General features: G+C 58.0%; 17 protein-coding genes. 13 read left to right on the top strand and 4 right to left on the bottom strand.

Annotated elements, in window-relative coordinates; translation table 11 throughout:
- The first annotated feature begins 86 nt into the window (after nt 1-86).
- From metG to GTO91_RS06060, 10 genes are all read left to right on the top strand, one after another.
- The gene (metG, locus tag GTO91_RS06015) at nt 87-2,210 is read left to right on the top strand and encodes a methionine--tRNA ligase (protein WP_161256355.1); all 2,124 of its coding nucleotides are present in this window, start codon (nt 87-89) and stop codon (nt 2,208-2,210) included.
- Nucleotides 2,211-2,987, top strand: coding sequence for a TatD family hydrolase (locus GTO91_RS06020; protein WP_161256358.1), 777 nt, complete (start codon nt 2,211-2,213; stop codon nt 2,985-2,987). It abuts the gene before it with no gap.
- Nucleotides 2,988-3,117: 130 nt separating this feature from the next.
- On the top strand, nt 3,118-4,209 hold the full coding sequence (locus GTO91_RS06025; RefSeq protein WP_161256361.1) for a 3D domain-containing protein: 1,092 nt from the start codon (nt 3,118-3,120) through the stop codon (nt 4,207-4,209).
- A 183-nt stretch (nt 4,210-4,392) separates the two neighbouring features.
- Nucleotides 4,393-5,436 carry a 3D domain-containing protein gene (locus GTO91_RS06030; protein ID WP_161256365.1) on the top strand — a complete coding sequence of 348 codons (1,044 nt, stop codon included), beginning with the start codon at nt 4,393-4,395 and terminating at the stop codon, nt 5,434-5,436.
- A 61-nt stretch (nt 5,437-5,497) separates the two neighbouring features.
- Nucleotides 5,498-6,091, top strand: a complete 594-nt coding sequence (gene rnmV / locus GTO91_RS06035) for a ribonuclease M5 (RefSeq protein WP_235919210.1) — start codon at nt 5,498-5,500, stop codon at nt 6,089-6,091.
- 77 nt (nt 6,092-6,168) lie between these two features.
- The gene (rsmA, locus tag GTO91_RS06040) at nt 6,169-7,026 is read left to right on the top strand and encodes a 16S rRNA (adenine(1518)-N(6)/adenine(1519)-N(6))-dimethyltransferase RsmA (RefSeq protein WP_161256368.1); all 858 of its coding nucleotides are present in this window, start codon (nt 6,169-6,171) and stop codon (nt 7,024-7,026) included.
- A gap of 382 nt (nt 7,027-7,408) precedes the next feature.
- Complete coding sequence (locus tag GTO91_RS06045) at nt 7,409-9,496, top strand: molybdopterin-dependent oxidoreductase (RefSeq protein WP_161256370.1); 2,088 nt, start codon at nt 7,409-7,411, stop codon at nt 9,494-9,496.
- A gap of 113 nt (nt 9,497-9,609) precedes the next feature.
- Nucleotides 9,610-11,208, top strand: a complete 1,599-nt coding sequence (locus tag GTO91_RS06050; protein WP_161256373.1) for a methyl-accepting chemotaxis protein — start codon at nt 9,610-9,612, stop codon at nt 11,206-11,208.
- A gap of 49 nt (nt 11,209-11,257) precedes the next feature.
- Entirely contained in the window at nt 11,258-11,596 is a 339-nt protein-coding gene (locus GTO91_RS06055; protein WP_161256376.1) for a P-II family nitrogen regulator, read from the top strand.
- A gap of 170 nt (nt 11,597-11,766) precedes the next feature.
- Nucleotides 11,767-13,233: an ammonium transporter gene (locus tag GTO91_RS06060; protein WP_161256379.1), complete on the top strand. Its 1,467-nt coding sequence runs from the start codon at nt 11,767-11,769 to the stop codon at nt 13,231-13,233.
- 240 nt (nt 13,234-13,473) lie between these two features.
- Here the strand turns inward: GTO91_RS06060 and GTO91_RS06065 are convergent, their stop codons facing one another.
- Nucleotides 13,474-14,001, bottom strand: a complete 528-nt coding sequence (locus GTO91_RS06065; protein WP_161256382.1) for a hypothetical protein — start codon at nt 13,999-14,001, stop codon at nt 13,474-13,476.
- 20 nt (nt 14,002-14,021) lie between these two features.
- Entirely contained in the window at nt 14,022-15,128 is a 1,107-nt protein-coding gene (locus GTO91_RS06070) for an SIR2 family protein (protein WP_161256385.1), read from the bottom strand.
- Between the two features lie 389 nt (nt 15,129-15,517).
- Between GTO91_RS06070 and yabG the strand changes: the two genes are divergently transcribed.
- From yabG to GTO91_RS06085, 3 genes are all read left to right on the top strand, one after another.
- Nucleotides 15,518-16,387: a sporulation peptidase YabG gene (gene yabG / locus GTO91_RS06075; protein WP_161256386.1), complete on the top strand. Its 870-nt coding sequence runs from the start codon at nt 15,518-15,520 to the stop codon at nt 16,385-16,387.
- A gap of 176 nt (nt 16,388-16,563) precedes the next feature.
- Nucleotides 16,564-17,229 carry a hypothetical protein gene (locus GTO91_RS06080; RefSeq protein WP_161256388.1) on the top strand — a complete coding sequence of 222 codons (666 nt, stop codon included), beginning with the start codon at nt 16,564-16,566 and terminating at the stop codon, nt 17,227-17,229.
- 220 nt (nt 17,230-17,449) lie between these two features.
- On the top strand, nt 17,450-17,881 hold the full coding sequence (locus GTO91_RS06085) for a flagellar protein FlaG (protein ID WP_161256392.1): 432 nt from the start codon (nt 17,450-17,452) through the stop codon (nt 17,879-17,881).
- A gap of 131 nt (nt 17,882-18,012) precedes the next feature.
- Here GTO91_RS06085 and GTO91_RS17810 read toward each other — a convergent pair whose 3' ends face one another.
- Both GTO91_RS17810 and GTO91_RS06095 read right to left on the bottom strand, forming a co-directional pair.
- Complete coding sequence (locus GTO91_RS17810; RefSeq protein WP_207708976.1) at nt 18,013-18,426, bottom strand: hypothetical protein; 414 nt, start codon at nt 18,424-18,426, stop codon at nt 18,013-18,015.
- 107 nt (nt 18,427-18,533) lie between these two features.
- Complete coding sequence (locus GTO91_RS06095; protein WP_161256394.1) at nt 18,534-19,316, bottom strand: 4Fe-4S binding protein; 783 nt, start codon at nt 19,314-19,316, stop codon at nt 18,534-18,536.
- Between the last annotated feature and the right edge of the window lie 471 nt (nt 19,317-19,787).

Here is a 19,787-nt window from a genome sequence, read left to right on the forward strand (position 1 = left end):
CCCGACATAAAGATACTTCGATCCAGGGAAGGTTTTTTTGCCTTGAACGACCCGTCCCATCGAAGATTTTGCGCGAGGAGGTCCCCATGGTGAATCAGCCCCGGCCCACTTTCTACATCACCACCCCCATCTACTACCCCAGCGGCAACCCCCATATCGGTCACGCCTACACGACGGTGGCCACCGACACGATGGCCCGCTACAAGCGTTTGCGCGGTTGTGACGTCTGGTTTTTGACGGGATTGGACGAGCATGGCCAGAAGATCGAGCGGTCGGCCCAAGCGAAAGGCATGGCGCCCATCGACTACCTCGATCCGGTGGCCGTCACCTTCAAAAAGCTCTGGGAGCGGTTGGAGATCACCTATGACGACTTCATCCGCACCACCGAGGACCGCCATAAAAAAGCCGTTCAGGTCATCTTCCAAAAGATCTGGGACAACGGCGACATCTACAAATCCGAGTATGAGGGCTGGTACTGCACGCCTGACGAGGCCTTCTGGCCGGAGCGGCAACTGAAGATCGGCGAGAACGGGGAAAAGCTCTGCCCCGACTGTGATCGCCCCGTCGAGCGGATGAAGGAAGAGAGCTACTTCTTCCGCATGTCCAAGTACGCCGACCGGCTGCTGCAACATATCGAGGAGAACCCCGAATTCATCCAGCCCGTCAGCCGGCGCAACGAGATGGTCAGCTTCATCAAACAGGGCTTGGAGGATCTCTGCGTCTCCCGGACGACCTTCAAGTGGGGCATCCCCGTGCCGATCAACGCCAACCATGTCATCTACGTCTGGTTTGACGCCCTGTCCAACTACATCACCGCCCTCGGCTACGGCAGCGACAACGACGAAAAGTACCGGCGCTACTGGCCGGCCGACATCCACCTCGTCGGCAAGGACATTGTCCGCTTCCACACCATCATCTGGCCGATCATCCTGATGGCCCTCGGTGAACCGCTGCCGAAACAGGTCTTCAGCCACGGCTGGTTCCTGCTCGAATCGGGGAAGATGTCGAAATCGAAGGGCAACGTCGTCGACCCCTTCATGCTCGCCGATCGCTACGGCGTCGACGCCTTTCGCTACTTCCTCATCCGCGAGATGATCGGCGGACAGGACGCCGTCTACTCGGAGGAGACGCTGATCGGCCGGATCAACACGGACCTGGCCAACGACCTGGGCAACCTGCTCCATCGCTCCTTGTCCATGGTGGAGCGCTTCACCGGCGGCGTCGTCCAGAAACCGGACGCGGCGGCGGAGGGACCTTTGGAGAAAGAGATCCAGGAATTGGCCGCCAAAACTGTCGCCGACTTCGGCGCTCTGATGGACCGCTTCGAACTGGCCAACGCCCACAGCGCCCTCTGGAAGCTGATCGGCCGCATGAACAAGTACATCGATGAGCGCGCCCCCTGGTCCTTGGCCAAAAAACCGGAGGCCCGGGCCGAACTGGAGGCCGTCTTGTACACGATGGTCGAAAGCCTGCGCATCGCCGCGATCCTGTTGCAGGCCGCCATGCCCAAGGTTCCCGGCAAGATCTTCGCCCAACTGGGCCTGTCAGAACCGGACTCATTGGAACTTAATCTGCCGGATTACAGCGGCCTGATGACTTGGGACGCCGCCCGCTGGGGCCTCTTCCCCGACGGCGTGAAAGTGGCGAAGGGCGATCCCATCTTCCCACGCATCGACCTGGCGGCGATCCTTGCCGAGGGCGCCGAGACCGAGCCGCTCAAAGCGGGAAAAGCAGACGCCAAAACATCAAAAACTGTGAAAGAGGCGACTTCCGTGTCGACAATCGAAAATCCTGTCCTGCAAGAAGCCGTTGCAGCCCCGGCGGAAACCGTCGCCGAAGCGCCTGCCGAAGCGTCTGCCGAAGCCCCTGTCATGGAACCCCTCCTGCCGGAGATCAGCATCGAAGACTTCGCCAAGGTCGACCTGCGGGTGATCGAGGTCCTCGCTGCCGAAAAAGTGCCCAAAACGGACAAACTGCTCAAGCTGCAGGTCAAACTGGGCGAAGAGACGCGCACCGTCGTCTCCGGCATCGCCCAGCACTACGCGCCGGAGGAATTGGTGGGCAAGAAGCTCGTCCTGGTGGCCAACCTGAAGCCGGCCAAACTGCGGGGCATCCTCTCGCAGGGCATGATCCTGGCGGCCTCCAAGGACGGGGTGCTGGAGGCGCTCACCGTCACCGCCGACATCCCCGCCGGCAGCCGGGTGAAATAGATGCGGCTCTTTGACACCCATGCCCATATGGACGACAAGTCCTTCCGCGATGACCGGGAAGCAGTGCTGAAGCAGGCCCAGGCGGCCGGCGTGGAACGGATCGTCAATGTGGGATATGACATCCCCTCGTCGGAACGCTCCGTCCGCCTTGCTGACGACTACCCCTTCATCTACGCAGCGGTCGGCATCCACCCGCACGATGCCGCGAGTGTGGACGACGATACCTATAAAACACTGGAGCAGATGGCCGCCCACCCCAAGGTGGTCGCCATCGGCGAGATCGGCCTCGACTACTACCGCGATTTGTCGCCCCGGGACCGCCAGCGGGAGGTCTTTGTGGACCAACTGGCGCTGGCGCGGCGGCTCGATAAACCGGTCATCATCCATGACCGGGACGCTCATGGTGACATCATGGAGATCCTGAGCAAAGAGGGCCGTGGACTTTCCGGCGTCCTGCACTGCTTTTCCGGCAGTGGGGAGATGGCCCAATTCTGCCTCGATCTCGGCTTCTACATCTCCCTGGCCGGTCCGGTCACCTATACGAACGCCCGGGGCCTTCTCGACATTGCTAAGCAGGTTCCTAAGGACCGGCTGCTTGTCGAGACCGACGCGCCCTATCTGTCGCCCCATCCCTTGCGGGGAACGCGCAACCACTCAGGCAACGTGGCCCTGGTGGCGCAAAAAGTGGCCGAACTGCGCGGCGAGGATCCTGAGGAACTGGCGGAACAGATGCTGCGCAACGGCTGCGCCCTCTTTCGGATTCCTTTCCCTTCATAACCGATCATACGGTAGGTCACGAACTGGAACCCCTGGCAGCAGGGGTTCTTTTTTTTTCCGCCCCTTCATATTTTTGACCATCGCCGCCTTGTCCGAAAGACAATCCTATGCGGCCGGGAGGGGTTGGAAGATGACCATAGCGGCCATCACAACAAAGGAAAAGGGATGGGGAAGCCTTGTCGCGCGTCCGGCCATCGTTGTGGGGATTGCCCTCGCCTTGGCCGCCGTGCTTTTTTTGGCCCCTTTTTTTGACGGTGTCCTGGGAAAAGCGATCACGGTGGAGGTCGACGGTCAGACACGGACCGTCCACACCTCCAGCCGCACTGTCGGCGAAATGCTGAAAGGCCTGGGGATCGCCTGTGAGCCCGGCGATCAGGTCTATCCCGATGTCAATGAACTGCTTCAGCCGGGGATGTCTGTGCAGTTTCGCAAGTCCCGCTGGGTCGAACTGCTCGTGGACAACCGGATCATCACCTTCCGCCAGGTCGGCGGCGTATCGACGGAGCGAATCGCCGATTTGGGCGTCCCTACCGGACAGGAAGACCGCCTTGACCGGCTCGACGGCGCCGATGGAGACAGCGCCCGCCGCTGGCATCTGGTCCGCCTGACCCGGAGCAGCCGCGAACGGAGCGAGCCTGTCACCTTCTCCCGGCAAGTGATCTATGACAGCACCCTCCCAGAAGGGGTGGAGCGGGTGGCCATGGCCGGCGCCGATGGCGTCGCCGTCGTCCGCGAACAGGTCACCTTTGAGGACGGACGCGAGGTCTCTGCTGAAGCGCTGGAACGGCAGGTCATCCAAAGTCCCCGTCCGGAAGTGGTGATCCGGGGGGGCGCAGGGACCCCCGGCCGATTGCTGATCGCGTCGCGCGGCGGCAGCGCGGCGTCGGGCGAGCAAAAGGGCGCCGGGCAGGCTGCCGCCTCCGCGATTGGGGCAGCCTCCGGTGAACGAAGCATCACACGAACGATGCGCATGGAGGCGACAGCCTACACCCATACGGGGAACCGCACGGCAACAGGCGTCTGGCCCCATGTGGGCATCATCGCCGTCGATCCCGGCGTGATCCCGCTGGGCACGATGCTCTATGTAGAGGGCTACGGGATGGCCCGAGCGGCCGACACGGGCGGCGCCATCCGGGGATCGATCATCGATGTTTTTTTCGACAGCAACGAGGAGTGTTTTCAATGGGGGAGGCGGAAAGTGACCGTTCATATACTCGAATGAAAAAGCCGCCGCTTTAATAAGCAACGCTCGTTGAAAGGCGCAAGTAAAATATTGATTAAAAACGTCGAATAAAATATGGATTAACTCCTATTATTCTACATACTTGGCTTTGACAAGCCCCCTTTCGTTCAGTAAAATGAGAACACACTACCGGTAAGCACTTGGTCGAAAGGGGAATCCGTCATGCTGGATGACACCACTGATCTGACCGAGCGACTTCACCCAGGCCCGCTGCGGCGGGCCAAACGACTCACCGATCCACCGCCACCCGGCGATTGGCGGCGGTGGGGAACGGCGCTGGGCCTCTTCGCCGGCATTGCGCTCATCCTCTTCGGCATTTACAGTTTCCTGCAAAAAGACATCATACTCGACGTGGACGGTGAACAAAAAGCCGTCGGGACCTTCAAAGCCACTGTCGGGGAAGCCCTGGCGGAAGCCGGCGTGACCCTGGCCGAAAAGGACAAGGTGGATCCGCCTGCCCCGACTCTGTTGAAAGACGATATGACCTTACATATCATCCGCGCTTTTCCCATCACCGTTTTCGCGGACGGGAAAAACCAGGAGCTCGTCACAACACCTGCCTCTGTTCGAGACATTTTGGCCCAAGCGGCCATCCAACTGGGCGCCCTCGACCGTGTCGAGCCGGCGCTTGATGCAACGGTGGACAAGCCTTCCACCGTCCGTGTCGTTCGCGTCACCCAGGAGGAGGTCGTTGAAGAGCAGTCTGTCCCGTACCGGACGGAACAGAAATCGGACAACACCTTGGAAAAGGGCCTCCGCAAGATCGTTTCCCGTGGCCGCAACGGCCTGGAACGGAACAAAATGCTCGTCACCTACGAAGACGGCGAGCCGGTGAAAAAAGACCTGATCGCCCAGCAGATCGTCCGCTCTCCCGTCAACCAGGTGGTGGCCATGGGCACCATCGACCACGTCTCACGGGGCGGCCTCAATTTCCGCATCCGCGAGGCCCGTTACATGGTGGCGACCGCCTATACCCATACGGGCAGGAACACCGCCTCCGGCGCTTATCCGGAAGTGGGGATGGTGGCGGTCGATACGACGGTCATTCCCATGGGCTCCCGCCTCTATGTGGAGGGCTATGGCTTTGCCCGCGCCGCTGACCGCGGTTCCGCCATCGTCGGAGAGCGCATCGACCTCTTCATGGAATCGCCGGAAGAGGCGAGGCGATGGGGAAAGCGGACGACAAAGGTATACGTCATCGAATAAAGCGCGGTTTCAGCGCCATCTGTCATCGTGCCTTTTTGGCCCGCCCCGGTCCGGGGCGGGTTTGGTTTGTTCGCAAACGGGGAAAACCGACTATGAGGTGAACACGCTGTCCAGGGAAAAGATTCGAGAAGTCATCGTCGTCGAGGGTCGCGACGACCTGCTGGCGGTGCGGCGCGCCGTCGACGCCCAGGTGATCGTCACACAAGGACTGGGCATCAGCCCGGAAACGATGGCGGTCATCGGCAGAGCCCAGGAACGCTGCGGCGTCATCGTTTTCACCGACCCGGACGGACCGGGTGAACGGATCCGCCGCTGGGTGACCGAGGCCGTTCCCGGCGCCAAGCATGCCTTTTTGCCAGCGGCGTTGGCCAAGAAAGACGGCAAGGTCGGCATCGAGCATGCTTCACCGCAAGCCATCCGTGAAGCCCTCGCGCAGGTGCGATCGCCGGGGACGCAACGGGAGATCTACAACCGTGATGATTTACGGCAATGGGGCGTCGATGGCGTGCCGGGCGCAGGGCAGCGCCGGGAGGCGCTCGGCGAGCGCCTCGGCATCGGCCGCGCCAACGCCAAGCAGTTTTTGCAGCGGGTCAACCACTTCGGCCTCAGCCGGAGCGAGATTGAGCAGGCGCTCAAAGAGATCGAAGAACAGTAAAAACAGGAAGCATCGCGCCTTTGAAAGAAACGATCTGCACGAGGATTTAGGCGATACAGAGATAGGAGACGAAACCGATGGCTGGAGAACTCCGACAAAACCTCAGCCGGTACGGCATTCGCGCCAAAAAGGGACTGGGCCAGAATTTCCTGTCTGATCCGGTGTATGTGGGGCGCATCATCGACGCAGCCGAACTGTCTGCCGGCGACGTGGTCGTCGAGATCGGCCCAGGCCCGGCGACGCTAACGCGCGATCTGGCCGAAGCCGTCGGCCCCGGCGGCAAGGTGATCGCCGTGGAGGTCGATGAGAGCCTGCGTCCGCTGCTGGATGATCTGTGCCGCGACTACCCCCAGGTGGACATCCTCTGGCAGGACGCCCTGAAGGTGGACTACGACGCCGCGACACAGCCCTGGCGGGGCGACAAGCCCTTCGTCCTCGTGGCGAACCTCCCTTACTACATCACCACACCTATCCTGATGCGCCTCCTGGAAGGTCACTTTTCCGTGTCCCGGCTGGTGGTCATGGTGCAGAAGGAGGTGGCCGACCGGATGCTGGCGCCGGCCGGTCACAGCGATTACGGCGCCCTTTCGGTGGCCATCCAGTACCACTGTGCGCCTACGCTGGTCACCAAAGTCCCGCCCGGCGCCTTCATCCCGCCGCCGAAGGTGAGCTCCGCCGTCGTGCGCCTCGATCGCCGCACAGCGCCGCCGGTGGCGGTGGTCGACGAAGCGGCCTTTTTCCGCGTCGTCCGGGCCGCCTTCAACCAGCGGCGTAAGACCCTATTGAACGCCCTCGGCGCTCTCGGACTGGCTTTGAATAAGGAAGAAATGGCCCGCAGGCTGACAGCCGCCGGCGTCGACCCGGGACGGCGTGGGGAGACCTTAAACCTGCAGGAGTTCGCGAACGTGGCTGACGCGCTGTATGCAGAAGCATAGAGCCTGAACCAGCATGCAGAACTTGGTGAGGTAAAACGAGCATTCTAGAACCGTAGAACCCCGGAATTCTAGAACCGATCATACTAGACCTGGAACCTGGAGACGTAAGCAGCGCAATATGAGCAAAGCACCGGCAGGGCTCGGCATGAGACCTTTACGCCGGTGTTTTTTCATTGAAGAGAGAAACCCGCCTAGGTATGGCATCTGAAGCAGCACCGCAGGCAGGAGGAAAAGACGACTGGGTCAAATAGAATAGAGAGCTTGCGCTGATAAGAACACCCCCCATAAAGAGAACCGTAAGACGCCGCAGCATTACCGGAAAGAGCACCAAAAGACACCGATAAATGCTTTATTTACGAGAAACGCAAAGGGGATGTCATCCATGCCAGTCCTGCCTTCCGTTTGCCCTCTCGACTGCCCCGACGCCTGCGGCCTGCTGCTGGGCGTCGAAGGGAATAAGGTCGTCTCCTGTAAGGGCGACCCGGATCATCCCTTTACCCGCGGCTTCCTCTGCGGCAAGATGGGACGATTCCCCGAGCATCTCAATTCGCCGGAACGGCTGACGCAGCCGCTACGCCGCACCGGGCCGAAAGGGACGGCGCAGTTTGAACCGATCTCCTGGGACGAGGCCATCGGAACCATCGTCGAGCGCTTTCAGGCCATCATCGCCGAAAACGGCGCTGAGGCGATCCTGCCCTACTCCTACGCCGGCACCATGGGCCTCGTCCAGCGCAACAGCGGCCACGCCTTCTTCCACCGCCTGGGGGCAAGCCGGCTCAAGCGGACCATCTGCGCCACCACCGCTGATGTAGGTTGGACGATGACCCTGGGAGAGACGATGGGCAGCGACATCGAGGCGATGGTTGACGCCGACCTGATCCTGATCTGGGGGATGAACGTGGCCTCCACTCATATCCACCTGCTGCCTTTCCTGAAGGAAGCCCGGAAAAAGGGCGCCCAGGTGATCCAGGTGGATTGCTACAAAAACCGCACCTCCGCCGTCGCCGACCGCGTCGTCCTCATTCCGCCGGGAACCGATACGGCACTGGCCCTCGGCGTGATGCATGTCCTCATCCGGGAAGACCATATCGACCACGCCTTCATCGAAGCGCATACGGAGGGATATGGAGCGCTCAAAGAAAAAGTGCTCCGTGATTACGCCCCTGAACAGGTCGAGGCCTTGACCGGCATTGCCGCTTCGACCGTCACCGAGTTGGGCCGCGCCTACGGCGCAGCCCGGGCGCCTTTCATCCGTGTCGGCAACGGACCCAACCGCCAGTGGGACGGCGCGATGATCTACCGCACCCTGGCCTGCCTCCCCGGGCTCACCGGCGCCTTTGCCAAAAAAGGCGGCGGCATCCACGCCTCCTCCAATACCGGACAGGCGTTGCCTTTAGCTCTTGTCACCAGGGAGGACCTGGAGCCCCACCCAACCCGGGAGATCAACATGATCGAGTTGGGCCAGGCGTTGCTGGACCGGAAGGATCCGCCCATCCGGGCGCTCTATGTCTACCACGCCAACCCGGCGGCAGTGGCCCCGGAGTCGGAAAAAGTGCTGCAAGGGCTGCTCCGGCCGGACCTCTTCACCGTCGTACACGAACAGGTCCTCACCGACACGGCGCGCTACGCCGACGTCGTCCTGCCGGCGACAGCCGCCCCGGAGCATGCCGACCTCTACCGTTCCTACGGCCACTTCTACATCCAGCGCGCCTATCCGGTGGCGCCTCCGCCGGGAGAGGCCAAGAGCAATCTGGAGGTCTTCTGCTTGCTGGCTAAGTCCTTCGGCTTCGCGGAGCCGCATTTTCAAAAGACTGCCGATGATCTGATCGAGGAACTGCTGGCACAAAAAACGCCGCTGCTGGAGGGGAGCGACCGACCGGCCCTCACGGCGGGACGGCCGGTTCGTCTCAACGTGGGCGACAACCCGCCCTTGCGCTTCGGCCGCTTCCAGACCGCCTCCGGCCGTTTGATGTTCGAGAATCCAGCCCTGGCGGAGCGGGGCTACCCAACCCTGCCCGAATACCGCCCCCGTGTGAAGGATGCGGCGGAGCAGGCCTACCCCCTGCGCCTGCTTGCCAACCCCGGACATCACCTGCTCAACAGCACCTTCGGCGGGGCCGATGAGACGGAGCGCCGCGAGGGGCCGCATCGCATCCTCATCGCTGAAGCCGACGCCGCGGCCCGCCACATCGTCAACGGCCAGCCGGTGCACGCCTTCAACGCCCTGGGCGAGGCTTTTTTCGAAGCCTGCGTCACCGCCGATGTGCCCGCCGGCGTCGTCATCGTCGAAGGGGTGCGCTGGCAATCGCGTGTGCCCGGCGGGAAAAACGTCAACCACCTGACAGCCGGGAAGGGAACCTTGCTGGCCGGCGGTTCCACCTTCAACGACAATTATGTGGAGGTAGCGCCAAAGGAGGCAAAAAAAGTTCATTTGGGGGATTGCCAACTTTGCGCTGAGTCGCTACAATAATAAACAAGACAGAGACGTCCGGTAGCCAATCGGATTGTCTCTGTCTTTTTCTTTTCCTCCCATTGTTTTCGACATCGTTGTTTCGCGGGGAAGGGGTGGCGCCTACGGAAAGTTTGGTTTCGCTGACACCAGCCGTATTCCTGGCCGGAGTCGCCGCCTTCGCCGTACACCACCGCTTCCGGAAGCAAGAAAACGATACGGAGGCGCTGCAGAAGGCATTACAGGCGCTGGCGGAAGGTGACCTTCGCGAAAACCGCTACCCGCAGACAGCCGATCCCTTGTTCACCAGGGTGAGGGAGACGGCGGGGCGGTGGCGGGAAACCATGAAGCGACTGAAGGGCACCGTCGGCCCGCTCAACGGCGTGGCGGAAAAACTCCAAATTGACCTAGAGGAGATCCGTAGCGGCAATGAACGGCTGGCCGCCCAAGCCGGCGAGGTCGCCGTCATGACAGGCGACGCCGCCCGGCAGGGAAAGGAAGCGGAAAGCGCGCTGCGACAGGCCGTCGAGGCCACCCGGAACATCGCCGGGGCGGCCGAAGACATCCACCGGCAGAGCCGGCGCAGCCGGGACCTGGCCCGGTCAGGGACCGAGGGCGCCCGGCAGGTGAGCGGTTGCATGGAGGAAATCAGCCGGCGCAGCGAAGAGATGCACCACGTCTTCGTCCGGTTGGAGGAATTGGCCGCCCAGATCGATACGATCACCGCCACCATCGGCGTGATTTCCGAACAAACCCAACTCCTCGCCCTGAACGCCGCCATCGAAGCGGCCCGTGCCGGCGCAGCCGGCGCCGGATTCGCTGTCGTGGCCGGCGAGGTCAAGAAACTGGCCGTTCAGTCCCAGACCGCTGTCCGCGATACGGGCATGATGCTGACCGAGATCCGCAAGTCCGTTTCCAGCCTGGCCCACCTCTCCGCACAAGGAAGGGATGCCGTAGCGAACGGCAGGGCATCGGTCCACAACATCGCCACCCTCTTTCGGGAACTCTCCGAAGCGGTCGATGAGACGGAGCGGAGGCTGGCGGAAGCCGCAACCAACCGGAGCGTCCAGGTCGAAGCCATGACCAGCAGCGCCGGCTTTATCGGCGGCATCGTGGAACGCTTCCACCAGGCCTCCCAGGGCGTATCTGCCGTGGCCGAGGAGGTCCGGCGTCAGCAAAATCTGCTGGAAGAACTGAGCCGGTTGGGCAGCGTCGTCTTTCGCGAATCGGCGGTGCTCCAGGAGATCACCGACCCGGTGCGGCTGCTCGATGAGGGCGCGGCAGGCGAAGACCCCGCTGTCCGGGAACTGCAGGCCCGGATCAAGGCGCTGATCCAGGAAAGGAAAAGCAGCCTCGAAGATGAATCGACCCATCGCCCCTTCGCGGAGGAACTGATGCGGTGCTACCCCCAGGTGGAAGCCGCCTACAGCGCCCGCGAAAACGGCGCTTTTATCGTGTCCCTCCCGCCAGCCGGCCTCGCCAACGCCCGGCATCGTCCGTGGTGGAAGGAAGCCATGGCGGGTATGGAATATATTTCCGAACCGTATTTGTCCGCGATCACACGGCACTGGTGCCTGACCCTCTCCTGGCCGATCCGCTCTCCCGCCGGCGCCATCTCCGGCGTCTGGGGAGTCGACATCGCCATCGAGGGCGGGAACCGTGACGAGACGGCGGGCAGCCGGAGCGGTCCAACCGGACCGTACGGGCGGCGAGGAGGCGCCGCCTCCGGCTAACAACCGGAAGGGCGCCGACAAAAGAGTGAGTAAGGAGAGTGAAGGTTCAATGAAGAAGATCGAAGCGATCATCCGCCCGACGAAACTGGATGAAGTGAAAGAGGCCCTGAACCGGATCGGGGTTCGCGGCATGACGGTCACCCAGGTGGCAGGTTGCGGTTTGCAGAAAGGCAAAAAAGGCTTCTACCGCGGTTCCGAGTACACCATCGACCTGCTGCCCAAGGTCAAAATCGAGGTCGTCGTTGCCGATTCACTTGTTGACGAGCTCCTCAAGGTGATCACCGACCAGGTCCGTTCCGGGGAGATCGGAGACGGCAAAATCTTCGTATCGCCGATTGAAAACGTCGTCCGCATCCGCACCGGTGAAACCGGCGATGTGGCGCTCTAAGGATATCCCAGGGAAGAGGTCTATCCGGTTCGGACGAACCGCACGGTTGCCTAGGGGAGCATAGGGGCTCCCGAGGGAAGAGGTAAAACTTCCTTCGGGAGCCCTATGTGTTTCTCCAGACATAAAAACAAGCCAAAAAAAGCAAGTGGTATAGAAGAGGAGGACTTATTATGAAGCGCATCGCCCTGTTCGCCATCCTGATGCTGCTCGCGGTGACCTGCCTGGGCCTGGCCCCCGCCTTCGCCGATGAGGTCGCCCCTGCGCCTGCCGCCACCGCAGCCGCTGCTGCGACCGCCGCCCCCGCCGCTGACGCGGCTGCCGCTCCGGAAGCGCCGAAAGCCGACACCGGCGACACCGCCTTTATCATCGTCTCCGCCGCCCTGGTCATGCTGATGACCCCTGGTCTGGCCCTGTTCTACGGCGGCATGGTCCGCAAGAAAAACGTCCTCAGCACGATGATGCACAGCTTCATCATCATCTGCCTCGTCTCGGTCATCTGGGTGCTCTACGGCTACTCCCTGGCCTTCGGTCCTGACAACAATGGGATGATCGGCTCCCTCGATTGGGCTATGTTCAACAACGTCGGACCCGACCCGAACCCCGACTACTCGGCCACCATCCCCCACTCCATCTTCTCCATGTTCCAGTTGATGTTCGCCATCATCACCGCCGCCCTGATCAGCGGCGCCTTCGCCGAACGGATGAAGTTCTCCGCCTTCCTGCTCTTCACCGCTATCTGGATCACCGTCATCTACTTCCCGCTGGCCCACTGGGTCTGGGGCCTCGGCGGCTGGCTGCGCAACCTGGGCGCCCTTGACTTCGCCGGCGGCACCGTCGTCCACATCAGCTCCGGCGTCTCCGGTCTCGTCCTGGCCATGTTGCTCGGCAAGCGCCGCGGCCTGGGCACCACCCCGATGCCTCCCCACCAACTGCCCCTGACCGTTCTCGGCGCCGGCCTGCTCTGGTTCGGTTGGTTCGGCTTCAACGCCGGCAGCGCCCTCGGTGCCAACGGCCTCGCCGGCAGCGCCTTCGTCACCACCAACACTGCCGCCGCTGCCGCCGCCCTGAGCTGGATCTTCGCTGAATGGATCCGCCAAGGCAAGCCCACCGTTCTTGGCGCCGCCTCCGGCGCAGTCGCTGGCCTGGTCGCCATCACCCCGGCTGCCGGTTTCGTCACCGCCGGTTCCTCCATCATCATCGGTCTCATGTCCGGCGTCATCTGCTACCTCGCCGTCATCCTCAAGCCCCGCCTCGGCTATGACGACGCCCTTGACGCCTTCGGCATCCACGGCGTCGGCGGCACCTTCGGCGCCATCGCCACCGGCATCTTCGCCACCACCACCGTCAACTCGGCCGGTGCAGACGGCCTCCTCTACGGCAGTTCCGAACTGCTGGTGAAACAGCTCATCGCCGTCGGCGCCAGCTACGTCTTCGCCGCTGTCGGCACATTCATCATCTACATGATCGTCAACGCCATCTTCAAGGCCCGCGTCACCGTCGAAGACGAAGAAACCGGCCTCGACATCACCCAACACGGCGAAGAAGGCTACCCCGACTTCGCAGTGCAGGCCGGCGGCCTCTCCAGCATCAGCTATTCCAGCAGCAGCGCCAGTTCGAGTGTGGTGCACAGTCACTAAGTTTGGTTGAAAAAGCGACAATCGTTAAGAAGACCACAGTCGCCCGGGAAGGGTGGCTGTGGTCTTCTTGGTATGCTTGTCATGCAAGTTTTGTGCAAGGTAAATTTCCCAATGCCGAGGGTGCTAGACGTAAGAGTACTTTTACTATAAGAATAGTGCCTGGAGCCTTTCCAATAACGGGTGTTTTTTTAGACATTTTTCAACGGTATAATCAGTTTCCCAAGAACTATAAGTATTGAATTATTTTAATATACTTGGAGCTAACTGTCTCATATAAAAAACCTCCAGAATTTCCGAGCGGAGTATTTTATGCATTTCTTTATACTTTTCAAGTGATCCTTCGAAAAAACCAGCTACAAAAGGTGGCCAAGAGGTCGCCGCCTTTTCGGCTTCTAACTGTATTGCATCAATGAACCGATGAAACTGGTTAAGTAGTGCATAACGACCAACGGGGGCTGATTTAATATGTTTGAAAGTCAAATTGTAATCTAAGGTAACAAGTGAAAGGAAATATTCAAATCGATTGAAGGCATCATTAAATCGATCGTCTTGGGGGATAAGGTCTTTTAGAGAAAAACGAATCATTTGATAAAGATAGTCGTTTATGGGCGTAAACGAATAGATGTCCGTTAAATCTTTTGGGTTAATATTGTGTATAGCTAAGGAAGATGCTATATAGACAGGAAGATTATTAAAAGGTTTTACGTAACGGGGTTTATCAAAAAGGGATTTTAGGGTATTGTACTTTCCTGCGGCGATGGAAGCCACACCTGCTGAATACATCAAAATCAATGAGGGATATAATTCAAAGTTGTCCCTATCACTGTTCGCAGTATTTCAGTTGCGCTATCATATTGCTGCATTCTTTTTCGGAGTTCTCGTAATGAATTTCCTATGTCAAAGGAAAATAATCCCCCAGACAATAGTTCATACACGCTCTCTCTTTCTTGGGACACAAAGTCGTGAAGACGAATATGGTATTTTGTTTCCGCTAAATATTTTTTTAAGATCGATGTTGCTATTTTGGCTGAAGCCGGGTGAGGTTTATTAATTTCCTCTAACGCTTCGATCTTTTCAGAGAGTAACTGGAAGAACGAATCTGCGTTACGTATTTCTAAAGAATTAACATTTGTATTATTAATTAGAGATTTTGCGGTAGGTCCAATTTCACCACGATAAGTCCAGTAAACGGAAAAGCGACTCTTTTTTCGACGAGCAAAAGCATCTCGTAGAGCTGTGTCCCAGTCAGCTGACCATCCACAAACAATGAGGCCATACTCGTCGAAGATGCGATCCAATAAAAGGTTTATTCTTGGATCATAAGCGGCAAGCTCGCTGTGAGTATTTTTAATTCGAGTATCTAGATAATCTCCATTGAGTTTCGATAAAGTACATTGAGAATGAGTCATCGGTAACACGCCTTCAACTGCATCAGGGGAAGCGATTACTGACGGATACACACCTACTGCTTCTAAAGCTTTCTCCAAAAGTCTATCGAAATTTGTTGTTACAATGACACGGATAAAGCCAAGGGTTACCAATTTCGCTATGGATTTGTGAGCCTGTGTTGGCGCTTTCAATCCAAGAAGGAGTTCTTCTTTGTTCGGTTCAAAATACTTCTTCAACATTAAAGCTCGATCCACGGGTGACTTAAAAATGGTGTCGAGTAGTTCTGAATAATCGGGGTCTTTATTGTAAGCTTTTTTATACCATCTCTCAGGAACAGGGACTTCTTTTACACCTTGCATTGTGGCTATTTTCCTAATCAAGTCTAAAGTAATTTCCCAACCAGTAGGAATTCCTGCGGACCTAGATATGCCAGAACCAAGTAGTAAAGCGTAAATTCCTCTGTTCGAGTAGACTGATAAAGCAAGTGAATCAATATAGTTAATCACCTTGTCACCCCTTTTTTTTTAATAAATAAGATAAGCGTAGAATTGCACGTGTTTCTGCTGTTTTTAAATCCTGTGCAATTACCTGATAGAGCTGGTGAAGGTTAGAAAGATAACGTTAGGCTTTTGAAAGAGCCCCAGTTTATTTGCATGTATGTCCGTCCGACGGCAGGGGATTGGCGCTTCTGTAAATATATTCTACGTGTATTTGGTTATTTTGACTATATAAAACAAATGCTATATCGCTGAAATTTTTTACTTTTGGGTTAGGGAATGCCCTCCCCTAGCAATTAGTCCCTCCCCCCATTTTCCCTGCACCTTCCCCGATAATTCCCCATACTCATATTACTGACGTAGAGTATGAGCGTAGCAAATGGGGGAGATGCAGCGAAATGGAGGAATTGCGCGTCGGGACCATCGTGACCCGCCATTCATATGGGAACGACATCTTTTTTCGCATCGCCGAAATCTGGCCGGGGGAAGAGGAGCCGGAGGCCCGGCTGCTGGGACTCGATATGCGGCTTGAGGCGGACGCGCCTGTGAGCGACCTCGACACACCGCCGCTGTTAGAGATATTTAGATATAAACAGCGGGTCTTATTGCAGAACTACAAGCGGGTCGCCCGCCTGGTGGACCGGCGACAGGTGTCCACGCTCCCGCTTGATGACGATCCCAAGCGGGATCAGCAGCGGAAGTTGGCCTACCAGATGCCGGGTTCGGTGCTGCACATCGATGGAAATGAGGAGTATCTGGAACTGTGCCTGGACACGTACAAACAGTTGAATATCCGCGCCCGCGGCTTTTGTTACCCCGAAGGGCACTTTCCCGATGTGGTCAGCCGCCACCTGGAACGCTACAAACCAGACATCCTGATCATCACCGGTCATGACAGCCTGCTCAAGGAGGCGAAGGATTCCGGGGCGTCGGAGTCCTACCGCAACTCCCACCATTTCGTCGAGGCCGTCCATGCGGCGCGCAAGGTCGTTGAGGATCCTGACGAACTGGTCATCTTCGCTGGCGGTTGCCAGTCCAACTTTGAAGCCCTTCTGAAAGCCGGCGCCAATTACGCCTCTTCGCCTGACCGCGTTATGATTCATGCCCTCGATCCGGTGCTGATCGCCGAGAAGTTGGCTTATACCCCCGTCCATGAGTATGTCGAACTCCAGGATGTCCTGGCCAATACCATCAGCGGCCCCGAAGGGATCGGCGGGATCAGGACACGGGGCTGTTTTCGCTGGGGGAACGCCAGACGGATTTATTGAATCGTACGCATAAAATCGTCCCCACCTTGTTGCCAGGGTGGGGATTGAATTATACTTTTTTTGTCAGCCGGCGGTTATCATCGGTCATCATCGTCGACCTGGAAAGCTTGAGACGATAAAACCGTGAGACGAAAAAACCGCGAGTCGTTTCAATTTGCAACGAAATGGGGGGGACCATGAAAAAAGCGCTCATTGCGCTTGGCGCGTCAACGCTGGTTGGCTTTTTCGGTATCATTCTACACGGGCAGCCGGACTCTCCCCCAGTTTTAAATGGTAAGGTGATGAAAGTTGCCGGTTCATTTCCGCAAAGAACCAAAGAAGAATTAATGATTAAATCTGAAGTAATAATCAAGGGTACAGTCAAAGACGTTGGCACGAGTAAATGGAGCAATCCGGATTTTAAAAAGGGAGAAAATATAAGGAATATCTTGCAGACGGATGTCTTTATCCATGTGGAAGAGGTTTTCAAAGGTACGCCGTACGATACCCAGCAGATTGCGGTAAGGATTGATAAGGGAGAAACACCGACAACGAAAGTCACATCAGACGGCTATCCTGACTTTTCAAAAGGTGAGGAGGTCATATTGTTTCTGTCAAAAGATAATAGCGATGTCGCTAATCATGACGAAAGTTACTATGTCTTAACGGGGATGATTCAGGGAAAATATGAAGCAGACGGGGAAGGGAAGTATAAAAGCGCCTTGAGGGGCTTAACAGATGTGATTGAAAGGCCGAATTTTAGAGAAGAGATAGAAAAAGTGCTGGAAAAGGAAAGATTAAACACAAAAAGTGTTTCGACAGGGGAAATACGGGAAATTAATAAAAAAGTTTTTGGTGAGTAAGCAGACCTCGGAATGCCTGAGCAATCTACTGTCTTTGATAAATACATAAATAACTTAACTAATTTGACTGTACTGTATACAAATCAATGGGCTTCCATTGATAATTAATAAGAAATTTAAATAGAATTATATGTGATGTGTGAAGGACTTTACAGCACGGTGTAGAATAAAACCCCACATACATCTTGAGGGGCAATTTCCTGCCGATGGGGGGCTAACCATGAGTATTCAGAGCGTTAACGCGCCGGCGCCCTTTTTGTCCAATGCCACGCCAAATGGGTCGCCGGCAATGCAGAACGGTGTCCAGACCGCTACAGCGGCGGTCATGGAGGACGAAACCGAAAAAGCGGTTGTAGCCGCGCAAACCGTCCAAGCCGCCCAAACAGCCCAGTCCCAGCCCGCCCAGTCCCTCCAACCGGCACCTATCTCGAAAGACGCCTTGACGAAAAAGATGGAAGAGACGAATGCCTTTTTGCAGTCGATTAACACGGATCTCCGGTTCCGCTGGCACGAAAAAGCGGAGCAGTTGATGGTGGAGGTCTATGACCACCGGAACGACAAGGTGTTAAAGACATTCCCGCCGAAGGAGTTCCTGGACACCCTGGCAAAAATCCGCGATTATGTAGGCTCTCTCATCGACAAAAAAGTGTGATCGAATAACCCGCTGACGCCATGGGTGCGCCGGCGGGTTTGTTGTTGAAAGGAAAAACCCGCTGGCACTGTAGCGGGTTTTTTCGTTTCTTATTTATTTGTTGTATGACGCCCATTGTTCTATACTGTTCGCTACTCTTCGCTCCGCGCCCGAGGAAGCCGTTCGTCGATTTCCCAGGACTCTACGATCTGGCGGGCGGTACGGGAGTCGTAGCCCCGGCCCATCAGCAGGGTGATGGCGGTCGCTTCGCGCATGGCGTGGGGAACAGAGGTGACTTGGGCTTCCCGCAGGCCGTACTGGACGACCGGTTCGATCGCCGAGAGGGTTTGAGCCCGGAGTTGGGCGCCGGTATAGCCCGGCGCGTAGCCGGGGCTAGGGTAGCTTGGCATCATGTAGCCGCTCCCCGGCAGGGGATAAACAGCCGTAGGGCAGGCCGGTCTACAGTCGGGCGTGGCGTATCTCGGCATATCGCACCCGGGCGCAGGGGAATAGGCGCAACCGCCGGGATAGGGATACCTGTAGCCATAGGGCTCCTGATGAGTCATCGGAAAACGCACCCCTTCAAGCATTGGATTGCCTTAGCACTAGAAATATATGAAATATCTGGTGCAAAGGGTACGGGGCGGCCTTGTGTTTTTATCGATCCGCTTGCCTATCCCAGGCTTGTTTTTTGTTTCCCTCGCAAGTCGGTTGTCTGTTCCGCTAGAACCTTGCCTGTAACGGCTGGAAGATTGGCCGCCCATTTCGTCCGGTCCAGCCAGGTCCGCAGGCGCTCTCCCGGTTTCCTCGGATTTACTCGCGCGCGCTGCGCCGTTCTCCTTTCCGTATCGTCCTTTTCCGCCTCTTCGCCCTCATCCGCATCTAAGTACGCGGTGAGGATGGCCTCGATCCGCTCCATGACGTCGTCATCATCCAGATAATGGCCGATCGGCACGGCCAGTCGGGGGATGCGGCCTAGTTTGCCGCCGGCCAGCAGGGTCCAGCCCGGCGCGCCGTTGCGCAACGTGCCTGAGGGACAGGCCTTGACACAGCGTCCGCAGGAAAGGCAGTCGTCGGAAAAACGGGGACCAGCGTCCGTCAATTCGACGAACCGCTCCGGGCATGCGTCGATACAGGCGCCGCAGTAGAGGCAGGGGCTTTCGGTGATCTCCACAGGTGAGCGCGCCTGCAGGCCGAAGTCCCGGATCTGAGGCTGGGAGCAACTGTTGGGGCAACCGGAGAGAGCGACCCGCAGGACGTTATGGGCCGAATGCGACTGGTGAGCGTTGAGGCGCCGGCGCAGCAGCACAGAGATGCGCCCCGCCAGATCGCCGGGGTCCAAAATCATATGGGGGCAGCCGCCGCCACGGCCGGGAGCGTCGCCTGCGCAGGATGCGCTGCCGCGGCAGGAAGTGACATCAAAAGGCGGCCGGCGGGGTTGAAGACGTTCCGTCATGGGGCTCACCTCCGCGTCGTGTTGGAACTCATTATACGCGCGATGGCTCGACAAAAAAGTGACAGCGATCATCCTCTGGGGTATGTCCAACGCTTGTGATTCGTGTTACAATATAGGTGGAAGCAATCCTTCAAAAGCCCCATCCCATCCCATCCCATCCCATCCCATCCCATCCCATCCCATCCCATGCTAATTCCTATTTTGATCGAGGTTGACGCCGTTCCGAGCGGCGTCTTTTCGCGTTTTCATACTTTTTCAAGCCGCCGCATAGGCCTGTAGGGCGGGGCGGGATCACTCACTTGCGAAGGCCAAGCGGGTGAGGCGGCGATGACCGCCCTGCGGAAATTCTACGCTTCACTTCCGGACCGGAGGCCGGGCGGTGAGGCTTATTCTCGTTGCGCCGTATAAGTGTTTCTCAGCGGGGTCACGCTGAAAACGCCCGCCTCTTTGCGATGGTGGAAGTTGTCGAAA

The sequence above is a fragment of the Heliomicrobium undosum genome (assembly GCF_009877425.1).
Lineage (GTDB): Bacteria > Bacillota > Desulfitobacteriia > Heliobacteriales > Heliobacteriaceae > Heliomicrobium > Heliomicrobium undosum.

Coding starts and splice junctions, on each gene's coding strand:
- metG (WP_161256355.1), top strand. CDS start 87: ATGGTGAATCAGCCCCGGCCCACTTTCTACATCACCACCCCCATCTAC.
- GTO91_RS06020 (WP_161256358.1), top strand. CDS start 2,211: ATGCGGCTCTTTGACACCCATGCCCATATGGACGACAAGTCCTTCCGC.
- GTO91_RS06025 (WP_161256361.1), top strand. CDS start 3,118: ATGACCATAGCGGCCATCACAACAAAGGAAAAGGGATGGGGAAGCCTT.
- GTO91_RS06030 (WP_161256365.1), top strand. CDS start 4,393: ATGCTGGATGACACCACTGATCTGACCGAGCGACTTCACCCAGGCCCG.
- rsmA (WP_161256368.1), top strand. CDS start 6,169: ATGGCTGGAGAACTCCGACAAAACCTCAGCCGGTACGGCATTCGCGCC.
- GTO91_RS06045 (WP_161256370.1), top strand. CDS start 7,409: ATGCCAGTCCTGCCTTCCGTTTGCCCTCTCGACTGCCCCGACGCCTGC.
- GTO91_RS06055 (WP_161256376.1), top strand. CDS start 11,258: ATGAAGAAGATCGAAGCGATCATCCGCCCGACGAAACTGGATGAAGTG.
- GTO91_RS06060 (WP_161256379.1), top strand. CDS start 11,767: ATGAAGCGCATCGCCCTGTTCGCCATCCTGATGCTGCTCGCGGTGACC.
- yabG (WP_161256386.1), top strand. CDS start 15,518: ATGGAGGAATTGCGCGTCGGGACCATCGTGACCCGCCATTCATATGGG.
- GTO91_RS06080 (WP_161256388.1), top strand. CDS start 16,564: ATGAAAAAAGCGCTCATTGCGCTTGGCGCGTCAACGCTGGTTGGCTTT.
- GTO91_RS06085 (WP_161256392.1), top strand. CDS start 17,450: ATGAGTATTCAGAGCGTTAACGCGCCGGCGCCCTTTTTGTCCAATGCC.
- GTO91_RS17810 (WP_207708976.1), bottom strand. CDS start 18,426: ATGACTCATCAGGAGCCCTATGGCTACAGGTATCCCTATCCCGGCGGT.
- GTO91_RS06095 (WP_161256394.1), bottom strand. CDS start 19,316: ATGACGGAACGTCTTCAACCCCGCCGGCCGCCTTTTGATGTCACTTCC.